The 19,535-nt window shown below is 71.5% G+C and carries 15 protein-coding genes; 5 read left to right on the top strand and 10 right to left on the bottom strand.

The genetic code is table 11. The features are described from left to right. The first annotated feature begins 107 nt into the window (after positions 1-107). The 5 genes from ACWDR4_RS38975 to ACWDR4_RS38955 all read left to right on the top strand — a co-directional run bounded on the left by ACWDR4_RS38975 (position 108) and on the right by ACWDR4_RS38955 (position 5,860). Positions 108-302, top strand: coding sequence for a hypothetical protein (locus tag ACWDR4_RS38975; protein WP_450415558.1), 195 nt, complete (start codon positions 108-110; stop codon positions 300-302). A gap of 257 nt (positions 303-559) precedes the next feature. Beyond that, positions 560-844 (top strand): Sec-independent protein translocase subunit TatA, encoded by a 285-nt coding sequence (tatA, locus tag ACWDR4_RS38970; RefSeq protein ID WP_450415556.1) that lies wholly within the window; start codon positions 560-562, stop codon positions 842-844. A 53-nt stretch (positions 845-897) separates the two neighbouring features. After that, complete coding sequence (tatC, locus tag ACWDR4_RS38965; RefSeq protein ID WP_450415555.1) at positions 898-1,860, top strand: twin-arginine translocase subunit TatC; 963 nt, start codon at positions 898-900, stop codon at positions 1,858-1,860. A gap of 119 nt (positions 1,861-1,979) precedes the next feature. Then, the gene (locus ACWDR4_RS38960) at positions 1,980-4,841 is read left to right on the top strand and encodes a DEAD/DEAH box helicase (RefSeq protein ID WP_450415554.1); all 2,862 of its coding nucleotides are present in this window, start codon (positions 1,980-1,982) and stop codon (positions 4,839-4,841) included. A 221-nt stretch (positions 4,842-5,062) separates the two neighbouring features. After that, positions 5,063-5,860: an AfsR/SARP family transcriptional regulator gene (locus ACWDR4_RS38955; protein ID WP_450415552.1), complete on the top strand. Its 798-nt coding sequence runs from the start codon at positions 5,063-5,065 to the stop codon at positions 5,858-5,860. Here the strand turns inward: ACWDR4_RS38955 and ACWDR4_RS38950 are convergent. From ACWDR4_RS38950 to ACWDR4_RS38905, 10 genes are all read right to left on the bottom strand, one after another. Further along, on the bottom strand, positions 5,754-6,785 hold the full coding sequence (locus ACWDR4_RS38950) for an alpha/beta hydrolase (RefSeq protein WP_450415551.1): 1,032 nt from the start codon (positions 6,783-6,785) through the stop codon (positions 5,754-5,756). The two genes, ACWDR4_RS38955 and ACWDR4_RS38950, sit on opposite strands and share 107 nt — an antisense overlap. 91 nt (positions 6,786-6,876) lie before the next feature. Continuing rightward, complete coding sequence (locus ACWDR4_RS38945) at positions 6,877-7,749, bottom strand: 2-oxo acid dehydrogenase subunit E2 (protein ID WP_450415550.1); 873 nt, start codon at positions 7,747-7,749, stop codon at positions 6,877-6,879. Next, complete coding sequence (locus ACWDR4_RS38940; protein ID WP_450415548.1) at positions 7,746-7,997, bottom strand: phosphopantetheine-binding protein; 252 nt, start codon at positions 7,995-7,997, stop codon at positions 7,746-7,748. Before ACWDR4_RS38940 ends, ACWDR4_RS38945 begins: the two co-directional genes overlap by 4 nt. Before the next feature lie 74 nt (positions 7,998-8,071). Further along, entirely contained in the window at positions 8,072-9,094 is a 1,023-nt protein-coding gene (locus ACWDR4_RS38935; protein WP_450415547.1) for a 3-oxoacyl-ACP synthase III family protein, read from the bottom strand. Next, positions 9,091-12,093 carry a type I polyketide synthase gene (locus ACWDR4_RS38930; RefSeq protein WP_450415545.1) on the bottom strand — a complete coding sequence of 1,001 codons (3,003 nt, stop codon included), beginning with the start codon at positions 12,091-12,093 and terminating at the stop codon, positions 9,091-9,093. The genes ACWDR4_RS38935 and ACWDR4_RS38930 overlap by 4 nt, the downstream gene beginning before the upstream one ends. After that, positions 12,090-12,356, bottom strand: a complete 267-nt coding sequence (locus tag ACWDR4_RS38925; RefSeq protein WP_369035857.1) for an acyl carrier protein — start codon at positions 12,354-12,356, stop codon at positions 12,090-12,092. Before ACWDR4_RS38925 ends, ACWDR4_RS38930 begins: the two co-directional genes overlap by 4 nt. 17 nt (positions 12,357-12,373) lie before the next feature. Then, positions 12,374-14,044 carry an acyl-CoA dehydrogenase gene (locus tag ACWDR4_RS38920; protein WP_450415543.1) on the bottom strand — a complete coding sequence of 557 codons (1,671 nt, stop codon included), beginning with the start codon at positions 14,042-14,044 and terminating at the stop codon, positions 12,374-12,376. Beyond that, positions 14,041-15,801, bottom strand: a complete 1,761-nt coding sequence (locus ACWDR4_RS38915; RefSeq protein ID WP_450415541.1) for an acyl-CoA dehydrogenase family protein — start codon at positions 15,799-15,801, stop codon at positions 14,041-14,043. The genes ACWDR4_RS38920 and ACWDR4_RS38915 overlap by 4 nt, the downstream gene beginning before the upstream one ends. Continuing rightward, positions 15,798-17,603 carry a fatty acyl-AMP ligase gene (locus tag ACWDR4_RS38910; RefSeq protein WP_450415540.1) on the bottom strand — a complete coding sequence of 602 codons (1,806 nt, stop codon included), beginning with the start codon at positions 17,601-17,603 and terminating at the stop codon, positions 15,798-15,800. The genes ACWDR4_RS38915 and ACWDR4_RS38910 overlap by 4 nt, the downstream gene beginning before the upstream one ends. Then, on the bottom strand, positions 17,600-19,501 hold the full coding sequence (locus ACWDR4_RS38905; RefSeq protein ID WP_450415539.1) for an HAD-IIIC family phosphatase: 1,902 nt from the start codon (positions 19,499-19,501) through the stop codon (positions 17,600-17,602). The genes ACWDR4_RS38910 and ACWDR4_RS38905 overlap by 4 nt, the downstream gene beginning before the upstream one ends. Positions 19,502-19,535: the final 34 nt, after the last annotated feature.

Here is a 19,535-nt window from a genome sequence, read left to right as displayed (position 1 = left end):
CTGCCCGTCCCATCCCTGGGGGCTGCCGCCCCCAGACCCCCGCTGTCGGCCTGAACGGCCTCGTCCTCAAACGCCGGACGGGCTGAGATGCCGCTAGGCTCCGTGGCATGTTCTGGCCGATGTTCGCGATTGCTGTGGGGTTCCTGGGGGTCTCCGTTCTCGGGGTGCTTGCCGTCCGTGTTTTTCTGGAGGCGCAGCGGCTGGGGAGGCAGGTCACGGACTCGGCGCGGCGGATCAATCGGGCCGCCGAGGACCTGGAAAAGGCCGCCGCGCACACGGCGCGTTCTGTGGACGCACTGTGAGTGCCCGGCGGCTCTCCTGTGAGTCCGTGGGTTGATGTGTTTTGGGCGACTTCGCCCTGTCACCTTGTCGGTGTCGGCAGGTACGCTGCTGATCGCGGCCGGAAAAAGAGGCCCGGACCGCTGACCGGGAGTACGCACAGGGATTGCCTCAGGTTTACCCCCGAGCGTTACGATCGCTGTCAACACGACGGTCGGACACCTGTCCGAACGATCGGACAGCACCCCACACAGCCGCCTCGGTGAGAAGGTAAAGACTTATGTTCGGAAGGCTCGGAGCTCCCGAGATCATTCTCATCCTCGTCGTCATCATCCTGCTGTTCGGCGCGAAGAAGCTTCCGGACATGGCGCGCTCGCTCGGCAAGTCCGCGCGCATCCTGAAGAGCGAGGCCAAGGCGATGAAGACGGAGGGCCAGGAGACGGCCCCCGCCGGTCCGCCGCACACCGACGAGCAGCCCCCGGCGCAGCGCACCATCCAGGCCGCCCCCGGTGACGTGACGAGTTCGCGTCCGGTCACCGAGCCCACGGACACGACCAAGCGCTGACGCTGACGCAAGGCCGGATGCCTCCGGCCTGCCGCACGAGATGAGGACGTGGGTTGCTCAAGTCTGCCCGCAACAAGGAGGAGAAGGGGAGGGATCCCGAGGGGCGGATGCCCCTCGTGGAGCATCTCCGTGAACTCCGCAACCGGGTCGCGAAGGCCCTGCTGGCCATCATCGTCGTCACGGTCGTGGCCGCCTTCTTCTACAACGACATCATCAACTTCTTCACGAAGCCGGTGCTCGACTCGGTCGGATGCCCGTCATCCTTCTCCGAGCTGGCCAAGCAGCAGTCGGAGGGGGACAACCCCTGCGCGCAGATCACGATCAACGGCCTGCTCGCGCCCTTCACGCTCGCGCTGAAGGTGTCGCTCATGGCCGGCGTCGTGCTCGCCTCGCCGGTCTGGCTCTACCAGCTCTGGGCGTTCATCGCTCCGGGTCTGCACAAGAGCGAGAAGAAGTACGCGTACGCGTTCGTCGCGTCCGGTGTCCCGCTGTTCCTCGGCGGCGCCTACTTCGCCTACCGGGTGCTCCCCACCACCGCGAAGGTCCTGATCGAGTTCACGCCGTTCGGCGTCGACAACCTGCTGCCGCTGGACGACCTGCTCGACCTCGTCACGCGCATGGTGCTCGTCTTCGGTCTCTCCTTCGAACTGCCGCTGCTGCTGATCATGCTGAACATCACCGGGATTCTCACCGGTAAGCGCATGGCCGGCTGGTGGCGCGCCATGATCATGGGCATCACGGTGTTCGCGGCGATCGCGACGCCCAGCACGGACCCGCTGACCATGCTGGCGCTCGCCGGTCCGATCTGGATCCTGTACTTCGGCGCGGTGGCCTTCTCGCTGACGAACGACCGGCGCAAGCGCCGACGCGAGGCGGAGGGACCCGGCGACGACGAGGCCTCCGACCTGGACCTCACCCCGGAGGACATCGGCGAGATCGAGACCGTCTCCGCCACCCGCGCCCTGCCCGAACAGGCGGGCCCGGACCGGGTCAACGGCTACGACGACGTGACCTGAAGTTCCCTGTTCTTCACTCCGGCGTGGAAGCGGCCGGGGCGCCCACGCTGGCGCCCCGGCCGCTTGCATGTTGCGCTGAGCTGCGCGGATCCCGTGTTTCCCAGGCATCGATCCGGATAATGATCGTCCTGTTGTCAGTGGGGGCCGGTAGTCTCGAAAGCACGATGACAGAGGACCTCTCACCGGCCGAGCGGTATGCGGCAGCACGTAAGCGCGCTGTCGAGCAGGCCACCGCGCTCGCGTCCTTCCGCGAGATGTACGACTTCGGCCTCGACCCCTTCCAGATCGAGGCCTGCCAGGCGCTCGAAGCGGGGAAGGGCGTGCTGGTGGCCGCCCCCACCGGTTCGGGCAAGACGATCGTCGGCGAGTTCGCCGTCCATCTCGCCCTCCAACAGGGCAAGAAGTGCTTCTACACGACGCCCATCAAGGCCTTGTCGAACCAGAAGTACGCCGACCTGTGCCGTCGTTACGGCGCGGACAAGGTGGGCCTGCTCACCGGCGACAACAGCGTCAACTCCGATGCCCCGGTGGTCGTGATGACCACCGAGGTCCTGCGGAACATGCTGTACGCGGGCTCGCGGACCCTCCTCGGCCTCGGCTACGTGGTCATGGACGAGGTGCACTACCTCTCCGACCGCTTCCGTGGCGCCGTATGGGAGGAAGTGATCATCCACCTCCCCGAGTCGGTCACCCTCGTCTCGCTGTCGGCGACCGTGTCCAACGCCGAGGAGTTCGGCGACTGGCTCGACACCGTGCGCGGCGACACCCAGGTGATCGTCTCCGAGCACCGGCCCGTGCCGCTGTTCCAGCACGTACTTGCCGGACGCCGGATGTACGACCTCTTCGAGGAGGGCGAGGGCAGCAGAAAGGCCGTCAACCCCGACCTCGCGCGGCTCGCACGCATGGAGGCCCAGCGGCCCTCCTTCCAGGACCGCAGACGCGGCCGTGCCATGCGCGAGGCCGACCGTGAGCGGGAGCGCCGGTCCCGTTCCCGCGTGTGGACACCGGGGCGGCCCGAAGTCATCGAACGGCTCGACTCCGAGGGCCTGTTGCCCGCCATCACGTTCATCTTCAGCCGCGCGGCCTGCGAGGCCGCCGTACAGCAGTGCCTGTACGCGGGCCTGCGGCTGAACGACGACGAGGCGCGGGAACGGGTGCGTGCCCTCGTCGAGGAGCGCACCTCCTCCATCCCCACCGAGGACCTGCACGTCCTCGGGTACTACGAATGGCTGGAGGGCCTGGAGCGGGGCATCGCCGCCCACCACGCGGGCATGCTGCCCACGTTCAAGGAGGTCGTCGAGGAACTCTTCGTACAGGGCCTCGTGAAGGCCGTGTTCGCCACCGAGACCCTCGCGCTCGGCATCAACATGCCCGCCCGCTCGGTCGTGCTGGAGAAGCTCGTCAAGTGGAACGGCGAACAGCACGCCGACATCACGCCCGGCGAGTACACCCAGCTGACGGGGCGTGCGGGACGGCGTGGCATCGACGTCGAGGGTCATGCCGTGGTGCTGTGGCAGCGGGGGATGAGCCCGGACCACCTCGCGGGTCTCGCCGGCACGCGCCTGTACCCGCTGCGCTCCAGCTTCAAGCCGTCGTACAACATGGCGGTCAACCTCGTGGACCAGTTCGGGCGGCACCGCTCGCGCGAGCTGCTGGAGACCTCGTTCGCGCAGTTCCAGGCCGACAAGTCGGTCGTCGGGATCTCCCGGCAGGTGCAGCGCAACGAGGAGGGCCTGGACGGCTACAAGGAATCCATGACCTGCCACCTCGGCGACTTCGAGGAGTACGCGCGGCTGCGCCGCGAACTCAAGGACCGCGAGACCGATTTGGCCCGGCAGGGCGTCGCCCAGCGGCGGGCCGAGGCCGCCGTCGCGCTGGAGAAGCTCAAGCCCGGCGACATCATCCACGTCCCCACCGGCAAGTACGCGGGCCTCGCGCTCGTCCTGGACCCGGGGCTGCCCGCGGGCCGGTCCAACGGCCACCGCGGCTTCGAGCACCATGACGGACCGCGCCCGCTGGTGCTGACGGCCGAACGGCAGGTGAAGCGGCTGGCGTCCATGGACTTCCCCGTGCCAGTCGAGCCGTTGGAGCGGATGCGGGTCCCCAAGACCTTCAACCCGCGTTCGCCGCAGTCCCGTCGCGACCTCGCCTCCGCGCTGCGCAGCAAGGCCGGGCACATCCCGCCCGAGCGGGCCCGCAAGCAGCGCTCCCAGGCGGCCGACGACCGCGAGATCGCCCGGCTGCGCACCGAGATCCGCGCCCACGCCTGCCACGGCTGCAACGACCGCGAGGACCACGCCCGTTGGGCCGAGCGCTACTACCGGCTGCTGCGCGACACCTCGCAGCTGGAGCGGCGCATCGAGGGCCGCACCAACACCATCGCCCGTACGTTCGACCGCATTGTCGCCCTGCTCACCGAGCTGGACTATCTGCGCGGCGACGAGGTGACCGAGCACGGCAAGCGGCTCGCCCGGCTCTACGGCGAACTCGACCTGCTGACCAGCGAATGCCTGCGCGCGGGCGTGTGGGACGGGCTCGCGCCCGCCGAACTCGCCGCGTGTGTCTCGGCGTTGGTGTACGAGTCCCGGGCCGCCGACGACGCCATGGCGCCGAAGGTGCCGTCCGGCAAGGCCAAGGCCGCGCTCGGCGAGATGGTCCGCATCTGGGGCCGGCTCGACGCGCTGGAGGAGGAGTTCCGGATCACCCAGAGCGAGGGCGTCGGCCAGCGCGAGCCCGACCTCGGCTTCGCGTGGGCGGCCTACGAATGGGCCTCCGGCAAGGGCCTCGACGAGGTGCTGCGCGAGGCGGAGATGCCGGCCGGTGACTTCGTCCGCTGGTGCAAGCAGGTCATCGACGTCCTCGGACAGATCTCGGCCGCCGCGCCGGTCTCCGGCGGGGAGGGGTCGACGGTCGCGAAGAACGCGCGCAAGGCCGTGGAGGGGCTACTGCGGGGGGTTGTGGCCTACTCGTCGGTCGGCTGAGAGGGACAGCGGCTGACAGGGGCAAGGGCTGGCGGGAGGCTGTCTCGGGTGCTCGGGTGCTCGGGTGCTCGGGTGCTCGGGTGCTCGGGTGCTCGGGTGCTCGGGTGCTCGGGTGCTCGGTGGCGGTCTCCCGTGGCTCTCCCGTGCTTCTTCAGCGGGGTTCGGGAAGGTGGGGGCAGTTCTCGTGTGACGTTCCTGTGCGACGTGATAGGAGCTGACCCTTGCGATTCCGTGTACTGGGACCGGTCCGCCTCGACACCCGTACGCCCGCGGCGGCCAAGCCGCGTGCCGTGCTCGCCACCCTGCTCGTGCGGGCGGGCTCGGTGGTCTCCAGCGATGCCCTCATCGACGAGCTGTGGCCCGACGAGCCGCCCCGCACCGCGGCCAGCACCCTGCACGTGTACATCTGCCATGTCCGCAAGGCCCTCGCCGAGAGCGGCGCCGGGCGGCCACTGGTCAGCCGGCCGCCCGGCTATGTCCTGCACGTCGAACCGCACGACCTCGACCTGCGCCGCTTCGAGGCGCTGAGCGAGGAAGGGCGTACGGCCCTCAAGGGCGAGGACTTCGGGGCCGCCTCGCGGAGTCTGGGGGAGGCGCTCGCGCTGTGGACGGGGCCCGCGCTGTCCGGGGTGCCGCAGGGTGTCGTCCTGCGGTCCGCCGCCACCCGGCTGGAGGAGCTGCGGCTCGGCGTGCTGGAGCAGCGGATCACCGCCGACCTCAAGCTCGGCCGACATCAGGAACTCACCGGTGAGCTGATGGAGTTGGCGGTCGAGCATCCGCTGCGCGAACGGCTGCACTGCCAGCTCATCGTCGCGCTGCACCGGTCCGGCCGCTGCTCCGACGCGGTACGCGCCTACCGTGCCGTTCGTCGGTCGCTGCACGAGGAACTCGGTATCGGACCGGGGCCCGACCTCACCCGGCTGCACGACCACGTGCTGAGCGCAGCAGGTTCAGCACCAGCCAGCGCCGCAGCGCACCGGCGTGCCCCGGTGAGCCGTGCACATCGTCGAACTCCTTGACACGGATGTCGGCCAGCGCCTCGCGGAGCAGTGACTGTTCCCGGGGCGGGATGATCTCGTCCCGCGCACTCGCCACGTACCGCACCGCCGCCCGTACGGCGCCGAGTTGGGCGGCGTCGAGCGGGAACTCCTTGAGCAGGGAGCGCAGTTCGTGGTCGTCGGCGGTGGTTGTCAGCTGGCGCAGGGTCGTTGTGGTGAGCGCCGGGACACGGAGCCACCAGTCGTCGTCCGTGAAGAAGTGCGCGACCGGGGCGCCCACGGTCAGGATGCGGGCGATCCGGGGGTCCTCGACGGCCGCACGCAGGGCGAGATGGCCGCTGAAGCTCAGACAGAGGAGCGTGGTGTCGGTGGTGCGGGCGCGGTTCGACAACTGGTCGCACAGCCAGGGCAGCAGGCGCCATGAATCCGCCGTGTAGGGCAGGGAGTTCTCGCCCACGCCGGGCAGTTCCGTGACCACGGCCGCGTAGCCGAGGCGGGTCAGTTTCGGGAGCAGCGGGGCCCACTGCTCCTTCACGCTCACGATGCCGCCCATCATGATCAGCAGCGGACGGTGCCTGTCCAGGCCTGCCGCCCAGCATGCCAACGTGCCGTCCGGGTGGGCGAGTTCGAGGCGTTCGATGCCGCCGCGGGCCCGCCGCCAGTGGTCGAAGGCAGCCACGCCCGCGCGCTGGGCACGCGTCCGGTCGCCGTCGGCCGGGTCGGCGTACGGGAATCGGGCGAGGGCGTAGCAGCGGCAGGCGTCGAGCAGCCGGCCGCGCCCGGCGAGCGCGTCGCCCTCGGCGGACCACACCCGGGCCCAGGAGTCCTCGGCGCCCGGGTCGTCGCTGTGGATCCGGGCCAGGACGCGGGTAGTGGCCCGGATGGACAGGCCCTGGTTGCGGGCGTGGAGCAGGGCGTACTGCTTCAACTCGCCCAGATCATGCATGGGTTCGGCTCTCCTGTCTTGTCGGGGGCTCTCGGCGGGGGCTTTCGTTGTCGGTTCCTGTCCCCGGCTTTTGTCGTCGGCCGGGGTTGCGTCACTGGGGGTCCGTCGCCGCCTCGCGCAGGGGGCGCAGGGGTGTGACGGCGGCCGTGTGGCCGGTGTCCCGCGTCGTCCACTCCGTTTCGAGCGCCGACTTGAGGTCGGCCAGTACGTCGGCGGCGGTGGCGCCGTCGAGCACGCGGTGGTCGAAGGTGAGGCCCAGCCGCATCAGCGGGGCAGCCTCGATCCGGCCGTCGTCCCGGACGACCGGGCGCGGTGCCGTACGTCCGCAGGTCAGCGTGATGGCCGTACCGCCCGTGGAGTGGAAGCCGTCGACCGGGCGGTGGCCGAGGGAGCTGACCGAGACCGTGCCGAGGACGGCGGGGCGGCGGCGGGGGTCGCGCAGGGCCATCGCGAAGGCGATCCGGCCGAGCCAGGCGGGCAGCCGGGCCAGGGTGCGGACGCGGGCGAACTCCGGCAGGGCGGCGGGGTCCGGGGCGTTGCGGTAGCGGTCGACGCGGTCCTGGATGTCGGCCAAGGACGCCGATTCCAGGGTCGGCACGAGGGCGGAGAGCACGATGCGGTCGCCGCCGGGGACTGTCGTGTCCAGGGCGAGTTTCCCGGTGACCTCGGTGAACCGGACGATCCGGGGGCGGCACCGGTGGCCCGGGGCGAGGACCGCGTTGGCCTCCGGGTGACGGGCCAGGACCCGTCCCGCCGCGTGCAGGACGTAGGCCACCGTCGAGTAGTGGCGGTCGGCGTGGGCGCGGTGGGCCAGGGCGTGGGTCATGTCGATGTCGGTGTCCAGGTGCACGGGGCGTTGGGTGGCCGCGTACTCCAGGAAGTGGAGGGTGGGCCGGCGGTCGCGGACGGGGTGGGTGGAGTGGCCGCCGGGCCGGCTGGGCCGGCTGGGTCCGCTGCCGGTCACGGGGTCACCACCCGGTCGTAGATCTCCTGGAGGCTGCGGGCCTCGAACAGGCGGGAGACCGGAACCGGTTGGGCGGTGGCGCGCTCTAGGAGGACGACCAGCTTGAGGAGGAACAGGGAGTCCCACTCCGGGAGTTCGTCGAAGTCGGTGGCGAACTGGGCGTCCGTGAGGGGGAGTCCGAGGTCGTTGCGGACGAGGTCGTGGAAGTCGGTGACGGCGAAGGTGGTGTGCGGGGGCAGGGAGGGCATGCGGGGCCTCTCGGTCGGGGGAACCTGGTGGTGGGTGGTGGGTGGTGGTGCGAGCGCTTGAGTGCTTCAGCAGCTCAGCGCTTCTCCAGGGCGAACCCGGCCTTGATCCACTTGCTGGACTCGACCGCCACGGCCAGCGCCTTCTGGCCGCTGCCCATCTTCGGCAGCAGTTGTTCGATCTGGAGGAACGGCAGGGCGTTGCCGTTGTTGCCGGTCAGGGCGACGCAGGAGATCTCGTGGGCGGAGGGGAGGGCGAGGTGTTCGGCGATCTGGCGGGTCATCCGGCCGGAGAGCTGGGGCGGCAGCAGGAAGTCCACGTCGTCCGCCGCCCAGCCCAGGGTGTCGAGGAGTTCCCAGAGGATCTCCGCCGCCATCACCGGTACGGACTCCTCGATCGCCTTGTAGTCCTCGGTGAGCGCCTGGCGGTCCTCGTCCCGGTCGGCGAGGCCGAACCAGTCGATGATCTGGCCCGGCGAACGACCGAGGCCGGTACAGCGGTTGAGGGTGCGCAGCAGGGCCACGGCCGCTCCGTGCGGCTCGGCGGTCAGTACGGCGGCCCCCGCACCGTCCCCGAACAGCACGCCGTTGACGAGGTCGCTCGGCGCGGCGGCGGACAGGTCCCGGCGCAGGTCCAGGTGTTTGGTGCAGACGTCACCGCCGATGACGAGACCGCAGCCGAACTCCCCGCTTCCGATCAGATGCCGGGCGAGATCGAGTGCCTGTACCGCGCCCGCGCAGCCAGACTGGAGCTGATAGGTGGGGAGTTGGTCGAGGCCGAGCAGGTCGGCGACCTGGCTCGCGGTGGTCGGCATGAGGTGGTCCGGGGTCGCCGTGCCGAGGACCAGGAACTCGATGTCGGCCGCTTCCACGCCCCCGTTGGCCATCGCCTCCTCGGCGGCCTGGGCGCACAGGTCGGCCAGCGAGCGCCGTACCTCGCCGGTGACCAGATCGCGGGCGAAGTGCCGGGTCCGGGTGCCGATGAACAGCTCGATCCACTCGGCGCTGACGCCCAGGGCGGCGGAGAGCGCCGCGTTGTCGACCGGTTCGCCGGGGAGGGCGGAACCGGCGCCGGCGAGATGGGGCGGGTGGGTCGTCATGGAGTGCGCTCCTGTACGTAGGCGACGAGGTCACCGACGGACGACAGCCTCGGCAGCAGTTCGTGCACGGGGAGGTCGCCGAGCGCCGGGAGCCGTTCCTCGATACGGGACTTCAGCTCCATGACGGCGACCGAGTCGAAGCCGAGGTCCTCGTAGAGGCGGGAGGTGTCGGAGAGGGCGGTCAGGGGGTAGCCGCCGACCTGGGCGATGGCGTCCAGGACGGCGGTGGCTGTGGTCGTGGGGGTGGCGGTTGTGGTGGTGCTTGGCTGAACTGTGGGTTCCCCGCCGTTGGTTGGGGCTGTGGGTGCCCCGACCTCGCTTGGGGCTTCGGTACGTGTCTCAGTGGCGCCCCGGTGCCAGAAGCGGTGCTCCGTGGAGAAGGCGTACGGGGCCAGGCGCTGGAGGACGCGGTCCTGTGGGGCGTACGCGGCGTCCCAGTTTGGGTCGAGGCCCGCGTCGTGGAGGACGGCGAGGGTCCCGGCAAGTTCACGGGCGCCCGCGTTCACGCCCGGGAGGGGGTGCAGGGAGCGGGGCTCTGAGGTGCGGTCGGTGGCCAAGTGGCGGGACAGTGCCGTGAGTACGGGCTTCGGGCCGATCTCCACCAGGTGGGTCGGGTCCTCGTCGAGGAGTTGTGCGGCGGCGTCCGCGAAGAGGACGGGTGCGCTGATGTGTTCCGTCCAGTACGCGGCGTCCAGCGGTTCGGAGTCGAGGAGCTTGCCGCGGAGTGTGGAGTACAGGGGGATGCGCGGGACGCCTCCGTCGGTCACCTCCTCGGCGAGCCGGTGGAAGGGTTCGAGTACCGGGCGCATGAGCGGGGAGTGGAAGGCGTGGGACACCTCCAACCGGCGTACCGGGAACCCGCGTTGGGCCAGGGCGTCGGCGATCCGGTCCAGTGCGGCCAGGTCGCCCGAGAGCACGGTCGAGCGTGGGCCGTTGAAGGCGGCGAAGCCGACCAGGGGTTCCGGTTCGACGTACTCGTGGAGTGGCTCGGCCGGGGCCTGGACAGCCAACATGCCGCCGCCGTCGGGGAGTTGCTGCATCAGCGCTCCTCGGGCGGCGACCAGTTGCGCCGCTGCCTCCAGAGGGAGGGCCTCGGCGAGTACCGCCGCCGCGAACTCGCCCACGCTGTGGCCGAGGAGTGCCTGTGGCCGGATGCCCAGCTCGTGGAGGCTTGCGCCGAGTGCGTAGCCGACGGCGAAGAGCGCGGGCTGGGCCCAACCGGTGCGGTGGACCGCCGGATCGGCGCCCAGGAGCAGGTCGCGTACGGAACCGCCCGTGTGCGGGAGCAGGGCGGTGTCGGCCGCGTCGAAGTGGTGGCGGAACAGGACGGACTCACGGTGCAGCCGGGCCGCCATGCCCGGGTACTGGGCGCCCTGGCCGGTGAACAGCCAGGCAGTGCGCGGGAGTTCGGACGGGCGTGCGGGCACGGTGGGTGCCTCGGACGCTGAGCGCAGGCGGGTGGCCAGTTCGGCCGAGTCGGCGGCGACCACCGAACAGCGGTGTGCGTGACCGGACTTGACCTGGTGCGAGGTCCAGCACAGGGAGGCGAAGGGCGTTCGTCGGCGGCTGATCGCCTCCGCCTGGGCGAGGAGATTGCGGCGCAGGGCCGCCTCGGTGGGCGCGGTGAGGGTGAAGACGCCGATGCCGAGGCCGGCGGGGCGCTGCGCGGTGGAGTGCTGGGGCGCATGGGGCGGAGTACCGGTGCGGCCTGCCGTACGTCCGGCCCTCGGCGCCGATTCGAGCACCGCGTGGGCGTTCGTGCCGCCCATGCCGAAGCTGCTGAGACCGGCCAGAACCGGGCCCGACGGGAGGCGCAGCGGCGACTTGAGGAGGCGTAGACCCTGGTCGGCGAGGGTGAGTTGGGGGTTCTCATGGGTCGCGAAGCGGCTGGCCGGGGCCGTGCGGTGGTGGAGGGAGAGGGCGACCTTGATCAGGCCCGCGATGCCGGCGGCGCCCTCCGTGTGGCCCAGGTTGCCCTTGACCGAGCCGAGGGACAGGGGGCGCGAGCGGGGGCGCGTGGCGTGGAGTGCGCCTAGGGCCCTGGTCTCGATCATGTCGCCCAGGACCGTGCCGGTGCCATGGCCCTCGACGAAGGTCACGTCGGCCGGGTCCACGCGGGCCCGGCGGCAGGCGGCGGCGACCACGGCCTCCTGGGACCAGCGGCTGGGCGCGGTGATGCCGTTGCTGCGTCCGTCCTGGTTGACGGCGGTGCCGCGCAGGACGGCGTACACCGGCTGACCATCGGCGACCGCGTCCTCGTACCGGCGCAGCACCACCGCTCCGACGCCCTCGCCCCGGCCGATGCCGTCCGCGTCGGCGCTGAACGGCTTGCAGCGGCCGTCGGGGGCGGCGAGGCCGGCCTGGGCGTAGAAGATGCCGAGGGCCGGGGTCAATGCCAGGTTGACGCCGCCCGCGATGGCGAGATCGCACTCGCCCGCGAGCAGCGCGTTCGCCGCCAGATGCACAGCGACCAGCGAGGACGAGCAGGCCGTGTCGACGGCGAGGGACGGGCCCTTGAGATCCAGGTGGTACGACACCCGGTTGGCGATCATGCAGTAGCCGTTGCCGGAGCCGATCTGGGCGGTGATCCCGGGCAGGTCGGTCAGTGTCAGCTGGGCCCACTCGCTGCCCATGACCCCGATGAACACGCCGGTCGACGTGCCCGCCAGCCGGTGCGGGGCGATGCCCGCGTCCTCGACCGCACGCCACGCGCAGTGCAGCATCAGCCGCTGCTGCGGATCGAGTGAACCGGCCTCGCGCGGTGAGACGGCGAAGAACTCGTGGTCGAACACGTCCGGGTCGGAGATGAACCCGCCCTCGGCGGGCGCGGAGAACGACTCCGCCACCGGCCAGCGTTCGGGCGGCACCGGGCCGACGCCGTCACCGGCGCGCATCAGCAACTCCCAGTAGCCGCGCGGCCCTTCGGCCTGCGGGAAGCGGCAGTCGATACCGGTGATCGCGATCCCGCCGCCACTGCCGCCCATGTGGTCGGCTGTCACGTCCGTGCCTCCAGCCGTCCCAGCAGATGGCCGGCCAGTGACCGGATCGTCGGGTAGTCCCAGGCCGCCGTCGGCTCGATGAGGACCTCGAAGGCGTCCTCGACATCGCCGCACAGGCTCAGCGCCGCCACCGAGTCGAGCCCGTACTCGGCGAGCGGCACGGCGGGGTCGATCTCGGTCGGCGGCCTGCGCAGATACTCGGCGACCCGGTCCACCAGCCAACTCGTCAGCGTCTGCTCGGTGTAGGTGCTCGGCACGGTCATCGGATGCTCCATGGGTGTCAGCCGTTGAGGCAGAGGTCGTAAAGATCGAAGGACCGGTTCTCGTCGTGGCGGCGCAGGAGTTCGGCATGCAGATGGGCCGTGTGTTCTGCGGGTGGTGGTGCCGGTCGCAGGGAGAGACGGGACGCCGTGCGGTGCAGTACGGTCGCGAGCCACGCGGGGTCGGCGAGGAAACCGTCGGCAGCGGTCCGCCAGACGCCCAGTGCCGCTGCCGCCGCCATCAAATGGGCGTAACGGTCGGAGAGTCGGAAGCTCGCAGGTCCGGCCAGCGGGGTCCGCTCGGCCGGTGGTAGGGCGAGCAGCGCCTTGCGCACGAGGTTCAGTTCGCGGCTCAGCTGCGCCAACAGGGTCTGTGTGTACGGGTCGTTCGGCGCCGATGACTCTTCGAGCACGCCGGTCAGCGCGTCCCCGTCGGCCGTGACCGTGAGGCGGTCGTACGGGATGCCCGGGGTGAGCGGGCCGCCCGGTGTGAACAGGGCGTCGGGTGCGGGTGGGCCGGGGTTTCTTGCCAGGCGCGGGAGTTGGGGGATCAGGGTGGCCAGGCAGGCCGTCGGGCCCGCGTGACCGAGGCTCAGTACGGGCAGGTCGCGCAGATGCTTGCCGAAGAGGGCGTGCTCGCCCTCGCGGACGTAGAAGCGGGCGCCCAGAATCACCGAGAGGTCGTTCGCCGTGCGCGTGAGCAGCTTCGGGACCAGGTACTTCACGGCGGCGCCGGTCACGCTCGACTGGCCGGGCAGCAGATGCACGGCCCGCGCGGCGGCCAGCGCCAGGCTGTCGCACAGCAGCAAGTCCGCGAAGGCGCCGGTGAGTACGGAGGCGGCGTGCGGCAGGTCGAGCACGCGCCGCCGGTACAGCCGCCGCCCCAGCGTGAACCCGAGTACCGTCCGCAGACAGGTGTCCAGCGTGCCCACGGCCATCCCGGGCAGCGCGCTGCGGGTCACCTGGAAGGAACGCAGGGCCAGTTCGGCGCCCTGGCCCTCCGTGCCGACCAGCGCGCCGGCCGGGATCTCGCAGTCGCGGAAGTCGAGCCCCGTAAGTCGGCAGCCGCGTACGCCGGTTGTCGGATAGCGGGGGAGGAAGGTCACCGCGCCGTCCGCGCAGTCCTCGGGGCCGGTCAGCAGCACCGAGTGGCTGCGGGCCCCCGGTGCCGGATCGGTACGGGCGAACAGCACCCAGGCGCCCGCCCGGTCGGCGTTGTTGATGACCTGCTTGGTGCCGTTCAGTCGATAGCCGCCCGGGGTGCGGTCGGCCGTGAACTCGTTGCGCAGGAAGTCATTGCCGTGGGCGAGTTCGTGGTAACCGATCGAGACCTTGCCGCCGTCCAGCAGCAACCCGGCGAGTTGCTTGCGCTGTTGGGGCGTACCGGCCGCCCAGACATTCACCGACGCCATGAAGGACGTGATGCCGTACCCGAGGCCCAGCCCGACATCGCGCCGGAAGACCTCCCGGGCCACCCGCACGAGGTCGTCCAACTGCGTGAACCTGCCGCCGAGTTCGGCGGGTACGAACTCCGCGCCGAAACCGTACTCGTCGAGCAGCCACTCACCCGCGGCGCTCGGTTCGCTCTGCTCGTCCGCCGCGAGGAGAGCGGCCCGGCCCACCGGGTTCGCGGGATCGGCCGGATCGCCGAACCACCGGATCAGGTCGCGGACGCGGGTGTCGGCGGTCATGTCGGCTCCTTCGAGAGGCCCAGGTGCAGCAGCGAGAACAGTCGCCCGGCCGAGCGGGCCGTGTACGCCTCGTCGAGGAGACGGTCGTACGCCTCCGGGTCCGAGCCGGGCTGTCGGTCGCCGAGCCGGACGAGGAGCCGGTCCAGCGCCGTGCGCAGCCAGCCGGCGTCCCGCCAGACCCCGTCGGTCGCCGCTCGGCGGTTGTGCAGCCAGAGGCCGAGGCAGGCGGCGCCCGCGAAGCACAGGCAGTAGCGGCGGGCGGTCTCGAAGGCCCCGTACGGGACTCCCGCGACGACGTCCAGCGGCTCGGCCATCTCCTGGTGCACGGATTCCGTGACCGCCAGCAGCCGTTGTGCCGCCTGCGCGGTGGGCGTGAGGGCCGGGTCGCGCCCGGCCTCCTCGCGCAGCTCCGCCGTCCAGGCGGGCAGCGCGGCCAGCAGTGAACTGCCGTACCGGGACAGGAGGGTGAGGCGGGGCGCGTCGAAGGCGGGGAGCGGGGCGGAGAGATCACAGGCCGAGGCCGCCGCGTCGGTCACGCCGGTCTCGGGGCGCTGCCACCGGCGTACCAGTGAACGGAACTGGTTGATCAGGGAGTTGAGATTGACCAGGGTGTTGCCGTCGAAGAGGGCGACGATGCGGTGGTCGCGCTCGATCTTCTCGAACATGCCGTAGCGCTCCACCCCCGGCGAGGTCACCCCGGCCAGGAAGGCGCGGGCGCCGAGCAGGGCGGCCAGTTCGCGCAGGAGTTCCTCCGTGCAGGTCGGGACCAGGTACTTGGTCACCGCCGAGACCACGCTCAGCTCCTCGGTCGCCGTGTGTACGAGGCGCGAGGCGACCAGCGCGACGGCCTCGTGCGTGAGGACATCCGCTGCCGCGGCGGCCAACACGTGTCGCGCCTGGGGGAGTTGGGCGAGGCGGCGGCCGTACAGTTCACGCTCGGCCGCGAAGTCCAGGGCGAGGCGCAGACCGTGGTCGGCGGCGCCCAGGGACAGGGAGGCGCACATCGTGCGGGTCAACTGGAGGGCCTTCAGGACGGTTTCGATGCCGCCGCCCTCCGCGCCGACCACCGTCGAACGGGGCACGCGGGCCTGGTCGAGGGCGATGCCGGAGATGTCGGCGCCCCGGATTCCGTGCGTGGGGACCTTCGGCAGATGGCGGTAACTGCCGGGCGCCAGCGCGCGTTTGTCGGTCAGCAGCACGCTGAACCCGCGCGGGCCGCCGTCCGGCGCCGTACGGGCGAGAAGAGCCAGCACACTGCCCCGGGTGGCGTTGTTGATCAGCCACTTCTCGCCGGTGACCCGCCAGGCCCCGGACCCGTCCGGCACCGCCTCCACCTCCCCGGCCAGCAGATCGCTGCCGTGCGCCCGCTCGGTCAGCCCGAGGGCCACCGGCACCCCGGCCCGGATGTCCGCGCCGAGCCGGGCGGTCTGCTCGGGGCTGCCCGCGATCCACACACAGACCGCGCCGAGGTACGTCTTGCCGTGCGCGACGGCCACGGTCAGATCGCGCCGGGCCACCGTGCGGACGAGCTGGAGCGCGTGCTCGTAGTCGCGCAGTCGGCCACCCGCGCCGAGGGGGACGTAATAGTCGGGCAGCCCCCAGTCGTCGAGGAGCCGGCAGATCTCCGCCGGGAACTCCTCCCGGGCGTCCAGGTCCGCGCTGGCCGCGTACGAGAACGGGCCGCCCGGGTCGGCCGGGTCGCCGAGGTACAGCTCCAGCTCCTCGGCGAGCCGGTACGGGGAGTGCTCCATCGTCATGCCGGGCTCACCCGCTCCAGGGAACGCTCGCCCCGTGCGAGGGCGCGGTCGCCCGCGTCGCTGACCAGCACCCGCACCGACGGCTCAAGCACCTCGTACAGCGGAGTCAGCGCGCCTTCGAGGAACAGCCGCCGCATGAGGGTCCGTTGGACCTTGCCGCTGGTCGTACGGCGTACCGTGCCTGGCTTGACCAGCACCACATTGCCCGCCGGGACCGCGAACTGACGACCGATCAGCTGCTGGGCGACCGTCGCCACCGCGCGCAGATCGCCGCCGGGGACGGCCGCCGCCCGGACCTCTTGGACGATCACGAGATGCTCGCCGAGGTCACTCTGTACGGCGAACGCGGCGCCCGCGCCCACCGTCAGCGCGCGGTCGGCGGACTGGACCGTGCGTTCCACGTCGTGCGGGTACAAGTTCCGCCCGGCGAGGATGACGACCTCCTTGAGGCGGCCGGTGACGAACAGTTCGTCGCCGTCGAGGACACCGAGGTCGCCGGTGCGCAGCCAGCCGCCCGGCAGATAACTCTCCGAGGAAGCGCGGGAGTTGCGGAAGTAGCCGGGAGTCACGCTTGGGCCGCGCACCCAGATCTCGCCCACCGTGCCCGGAGGTCGGCTCGCCCCGGTGACCGGGTCGGCGATGCGGATCTCGCTGTCGCGCACGGTGCCGCTGCCCGCGAGGGTGCGTACGGGGGCGTCCGCGACGGGGTCGGACAGCTCGCCGCGCTCCAGGGCCGCCGCGTCCACCGTCCTTACGGCGGGCGGGAGTTCGGGGGTCGCGCCGGTCACCAGGAGGGTCGTCTCCGCCATGCCGTAGCAGGGGAAGAAGGTCTCCGGGCGGAACCCGGCGGGGGCGAAGCGTTCGGCGAAGGCGTGCAGTGTGTCGGCGCGGATGGGTTCGGCGCCGTTCGGCGCCACCCGCCAGCCGGACAGGTCGAGGCCCGCCAACTGCTCGTCGGTGACCCGGCGTACACACAGGTCGAAGGCGAAGTTGGGCCCGCCGCTGCCGCTCAGCCGGAACTCGTCGATCATCTGCAGCCAGCGGTAAGGGCGTTTGAGGAACGCCGTCGGCGACATCAGCACCGCCGTGCCGCCCGCGTAGAGCGGTTGCAGGATGTGTCCGATCAGCCCGAGGTCGTGGTAGTGCGGCAGCCAGCCGCCGCCGATCGTGTCCGGCCCGGTGCCCGTCCAGGCCTGGATCGCCGCCTCGTTGGCGAGCAGGTTGGCGTGCGTGACCATCACGCCCTTGGGCTCGCTGGTTGAACCCGAGGTGTACTGGAGGAAGGCCAGGTCGTGCGGGCGGATGTCCGGCGCACGCCAGTCCGCCGGGTCCGCGAAGTCGCCGTCGCCGTCCGTGCCGAGACACCGGACGTGCGTCATCCCCTCGGCCAGCAGCCAGGCCTCCAGCGCGGGCGCGAGTTCCGGCGCCGTCAGCACCGCCATCGCCTCCGCGTCCCTCAAGATGCCGGAGACACGGGCGAGTTGGCGGCCCTGGTCGGTGGGCAGCGGCGCGGGCACGGCTACCGCACCGGCGTACAGACACCCGAGGAAGGCCGCGACGAACCCGGTCCCCGGCGGATGGAGCAGCAGCACCTGCCGGCCGACGGCGTCCTGGGCGCGCAGCCAGGACGCGATCCGGCGGGCGCGGGTGTCGAGTTCGGCGTAGGTGACGCGCTCGGGCGGCGACCCCGCTATGTCGTCGCGCAGATAGACCAGGGCGTCCCGGTGCGCCTGGGCGGCGGTGTTCTCCAGGAGGACACCGGTGAAGGTGTCCCTCGCCCCTGGCGTGCTCCTGCTGCTCATCGGGTCGTCCCCCTCAGCGTGATGTGTGCCGGGACTTCGGGCAGGACGAGAAGCGGGTGTCGGAAGACGGCGGTCGTCCCGTCCATCCTGTCCGGCCCGTCCGGCTCGCCCGTCCCGTCCGTCGCTTCGAAGCCGAGCGTGGGATACAGCTCCCGGACCCTGCCGTTCCTGGCCGACGGGCGGTAGCTGCCGTACACCGCCGGGGTGCCCGCCTCCCTGGCACCCTCCAACAGGGCGGCGAACACGGCCTGTTCGATGCCCCGGCCGAAGACCCGGCAGCTCAGCAGGGCGTTCTCGATGTGCCAGCCGGTCGTCCGATCACGGCGGACGAACACCGCGCCGACAAGGCCGTTGTCCCCGAACTTGTCGCGCGTCCCGACGGTCAGGACCAGCCCGTCGGGCGCGTCGGCGTACTCCCGCACCTCCGGGGCCGACATTCGGCGGGGGGTGAGGTTGAACTGGTTGGTGCGCTGGGTGAGTTGGGCCACCCGTGCGGTCCGGGACACCTGATCGGTTCGTAGGGCGGCGAGTTCGACCACCACACCGAGCTGCGCCAGGTACTCCTCGTACGACTGGGCGCCCTCCCGCAGCCGCTGTCGGTCGCCCTCGCTGCGGTACTGGGCCGCCCGCCGCAGATCGGTGTCGGTCAGCTCCGGTACGTCGAACCAGCCGTCGGCCAGGAGCCGTTCGGCGTGCAGTGCGGGCTCGTCGTCCAGCGGGACGAGCGCCACGGCGGGCAGGGCACCGGCCACCTGGCCGCGCTCGAACGCCGAGTCGTCGGCGAGGACCAGGCTGTCGGTCCCCAGGTTCAGCCGGCCCGCGATCTGCCGCAGCCCCGCGTCCTTCGGACCCCAACTCGCCTGCACCCGCACGAAATCCGGCTCGCGCAGCACCATGTCCGGATGCTCGCGCAACACGGTCAGCAACGGCTCCGGGTCGTTCTTCGAACATACGGCGAGCAGGACACCCTGCGCGGCCAGCTGCCGTACCACCCGCTGGAACCCGCCGAAGGCCTCCCCGCGGATCGTCCCCGCCGCCGCGATCCCCTCCGGGCCGACATCGCCTAGGACCCCGTCCCACAACGTCTGGTCGGCGTCCAGGACCAGCACCTTCCGTGTCCGGCCACGCAGTGCTCGGGCCAGATGGCCGACCTCGCGGGCGTACCGGGCGAGCAGCTCGGAACCCAGCCGGGCCTTGGCGTACGCGGCCAGCCGGGCGTCACGTACCGGGCCGCCGGCGGCGACGAGCGGATCGAGGTCGATGACCTGGGTACGCGGGTGCCGCAGTGCGAGACGGAGTACGCCCGCGTTGAACTCCCGCCACAGCGCGCTGAGTTCGGCCCGTGCGCGCAGGTCCACGAGCTGGTGGGTGTGCGTGTGGAGCAGCGGAAGCGTGTTCAGCACCAGCAGTCCGGAGGCGTGCTCGCCGTGGCGGGCGGCGAGCGAGTCCAGGCGGGCGAGCAGCTCGTCGGCGGCCGAGGCCGCGTCGGCGACCGTCCAGGGGAGGGGCAAGGGGGCGAAGAGGACCGAGGCGTCCAGGACACAGAGGGAGAGCGCGGTCGTCGGCGCGTAGAGCGCGCTGCCGGTGTCGAGGAGGTCACGTTCCCAGGCGCCGAAGTCTCGGGTGACGGCGTCGAGTTGGAGTCCGTGGCGGGCGAACTCGGCGGTGAGGGAGGCGGTGAGGCCGTCGAGGGTGCCGCTGCCGGAGATCGTGACGGTGACCCGGTCCTCGTCGTGGAGTGGGGTGCCGTCCGCTGGATCGAGGCGGGCGAGGGCGCGGCCGGCCGACTGGAGGGCGCCGAACGGGTCGGGGCCCGCGGCGAGTTCCGCGAGGAGCGCGGGCACCTCGGGGGCGTACCGCCGCAGCGAGCGCAGACGGTCGAGTGGGTCGGTGGTCATGGCGGGGAGCCTGCGGACCCGGCCTTAAGCCGGT

The sequence above is a fragment of the Streptomyces sp. NPDC000878 genome (assembly GCF_053599695.1).
This window is presented reverse-complemented; position numbering and strand designations above follow the sequence as displayed.